Here is a 2,650-nt window from a genome sequence, read left to right on the forward strand (position 1 = left end):
CCCCGGTCGATCCGGACGAGCATCGCCAGGTCGCTGCGCGGGGTGGGGCGGGCGCGCACGTGGCTGCTCTCGGCCGGCGCGGGAGGAGACGGCGGCCGAGAGCAGCCACGTGCGCGCCCGCCCCACCCCGCGCAGCGACCTGGCGATGCTCGTCCGGATCGACCGGGGCTCGGTCTGGCGGGCGGTGCCGATGCGTCGCGGCATCGCCGTCCTGGCCATCGGGCCCGGTCTGGTCGGGCTCGCGGGGGCGCTGCGCTGGGATCAGGTCACCATCCTCCCCGGCCTGGTCGCCTCCGGCGGCGCGCTGCTCTTCGGGATCAACGCGTGGACGCTCGAGGGACGCGGGGTCCTGTGGCGCGAGTCGCTGCCCGTCGCCGCCGCGACGGTCTTCGCCGCCCGCGCCTGGGTGCTCCTCGAGTTCCTCCTCGTCGCCTCGGGCGCCGCACTGCTGCTGGCGGTGCTGCGCGCCGGCGTTCCGACCGCCGCGCAGCTCGCGGCCGTCGGGTGCGCCTGGCTCGTCGTGCTCCTGCAGGTGGTCTCCGCCGCGCTGCGGTGGAGTGCCCGCTCGCCGTACTCCGTCGACCTGCGCTCCGCACGGGCGACCCCGGCGCCGCCGTCGGCGATGGTGGGCTACTCCGCGAGGCTCGCCGTGACGACCACGCTGACGAGCATGGTCTTCAGCGGGCTGGCGCGGGTCGACGCGTGGTCGCTGTCGCTCCTCGTCGCGGCCCCGCTGGCGGGCTGGTCGGTGGCGCGGCTGCTGCGCACGAGGGACGGCTGGGTCGATCCGGGGCGGCGCGCGCAGGTCGTCATGACGGTGGCCGGCTGAGCGCAGCGCTCAGGTGCGATGGCGGCGCATCCGCACGAGCACCGCGGCGACGTGCGCCTCCGCCGCCGCCTCGGCGGCGGCGGCGTCACCGGTCTCGATCGCCGTGACGATGCGCTGGTGCTCCGCGAGCGCGGTCGCCCGGCTCGCGGGGTCCGCCCACAGCCCGGAGTTGTGCAGGTGGGCCTTGGTGTCGAGGCGATGCAGGGCGTCGCTGAGGGTGGGATTGCCCGCGAGGTCGCGTACGGCGGTGTGGAACTCGAGATCGAGACGAGCGTCGCTCAGGGAGTCGGCACTCGACCCGATCTGGGTGGCCTGCGTGTCGAGCAGGGCCCGGAGGTCGGCGACCTCGGAGGCCGTGGCCCGCTCCGTCGCCTCCCGTGCGGCCAGGCCGTCGAGTCGCCGGCGTACGGCCATGACCTGGACGATGGCCTCGTCGTCCACCTCGATGACCCGCGCCCCGGCATGGGGCACGCTCACCGCCAGCCCCTCGGCGACGAGCCGCTGCACCGAGTCGCGCACCGGACTCCGGCTGACCGCGAGCTCCGCCGCGAGGGCGGGGACGCTCAGCGGAGCACCCGGCGGCAGGGCGCCGGTGAAGATCCGGTCGACGAGCTGGGCATAGACGGCGTCGCCGAGGAGCTGGGCTTCACTCACAGGGGTGAACCTATGCCGTGGGCTCGCGGCGCGTGCCGTAGTTCGCCGTGATCCGCTGCCAGAGGTAGTCGTGGGCGGTGATCGGCTCGTACTTCCCCTGCGGCGTCCTGATCACGACGTCGCGGTTGGCCTGGGCGAAGAACGGGATCGAGTAGCGCGCTCCGGTGTACTCCCCGGGAAGGGGCGACCGGACCCGGTGGAAGTTCGACAGCAGCTGGTCGTCGCTCCATCGCATCAGCATGTCGCCGATGTTGCACGTGATCGCGTCGTCGCCGGGCGGGACGGGGGTCCACTCCGGGGCGTCGAGGTCGCGGCCGGGGCAGACCTGCAGGCCGTGCTGCCCCTCGCGCTGGAAGAGCAGCGTGAGGCAGTCGAAGTCGGTGTGGGCGCCCGCCCGCCACAGCCCCGGCGCGGCCACCTGCTCCTCGGTGAGCGGGAAGTAGTGGACCAGGCGGAGCGTCGACTGGTACTCCGGGCTGGACGGGTCGTGTGCCGCGGCGAAGAAGTCCCGCTCGAAGCCGAGGCGGTCGGCGAAGCAGGAGAGCACCTGCATCGCGACCTCCCAGCAGCGGGTCTCGAACCCGTCCATGAACGCCCGGAACCCGGGGAGGTCCTCCTCGGCGGGCCAGAGGCCGTCCATCCGGGGCTTGGTGATCTGGTAGCTCTCCTTCTGGTCGGGGACGCCGACCGACGGGCGCACCTGGCTGGAGAACTCCCAGCCGACGTTGTCGGCCTTGCGCAGCGGGGTCTTCTCCTTGACCTCGCGCGGCAGGTCGAAGAACCTCGCCGACCAGGCGAAGGCCTCGTCGATCTGCTCCTGCGGCAGGCCGTGGTCGACTAGCTGGAAGAAGCCGACCTCGGTGGCCGCGGCCCAGAGCTGGTCCGTGATCTCGGCGCGACGGGCGTCGAAGTCCCGCAGGCTGATCTTCGGGATGGCGTCGCCGTCGGCGACCTTCTCGACGCCGAGCTGGCCCATCCGGGCTTCCTTGTTCAGCTCGTCCAGGGCGTAGGTGGCCTGGGTCATCGTGGTGCTTCCTTTCGTGGTGTCCGCTCGTCGCGGACGCTCGCCCCGGGACGCGGATCGCCTGGGCGGGGTCGGGGGGGGGGTGCCTGCGCGCGATGGATCCGGGCGTCAGGCGGAGGCGGCGGCGAAGCGGGCCGCCTCGC

General features: G+C 73.6%; 3 protein-coding genes. 1 reads left to right on the forward strand and 2 read right to left on the reverse strand.

Annotated features, from left to right (window positions below):
* The first annotated feature begins 109 nt into the window (after window positions 1–109).
* On the forward strand, window positions 110–829 hold the full coding sequence (locus tag QM572_RS13780) for a hypothetical protein (RefSeq protein ID WP_415094053.1): 720 nt from the start codon (window positions 110–112) through the stop codon (window positions 827–829).
* Window positions 830–838: 9 nt separating this feature from the next.
* Here the strand turns inward: QM572_RS13780 and QM572_RS13785 are convergent, their stop codons facing one another.
* A complete protein-coding gene (locus tag QM572_RS13785) occupies window positions 839–1,483 on the reverse strand; it encodes a GntR family transcriptional regulator (protein ID WP_415094054.1) in 645 nt (214 codons plus the stop codon).
* 10 nt (window positions 1,484–1,493) lie between these two features.
* Window positions 1,494–2,507, reverse strand: a complete 1,014-nt coding sequence (locus QM572_RS13790) for an isopenicillin N synthase family dioxygenase (RefSeq protein ID WP_415094055.1) — start codon at window positions 2,505–2,507, stop codon at window positions 1,494–1,496.
* Window positions 2,508–2,650 lie beyond the last annotated feature (143 nt).

It is taken from the genome of Nocardioides sp. (genome assembly GCF_047607365.1).
In the GTDB taxonomy this organism is placed as follows: domain Bacteria; phylum Actinomycetota; class Actinomycetes; order Propionibacteriales; family Nocardioidaceae; genus Nocardioides.

Bases quoted from the DNA above. Each gene is read 5' to 3' on its own strand.
- QM572_RS13790 (WP_415094055.1), bottom strand. From the start codon at position 2,507: ATGACCCAGGCCACCTACGCCCTGGACGAGCTGAACAAGGAAGCCCGG.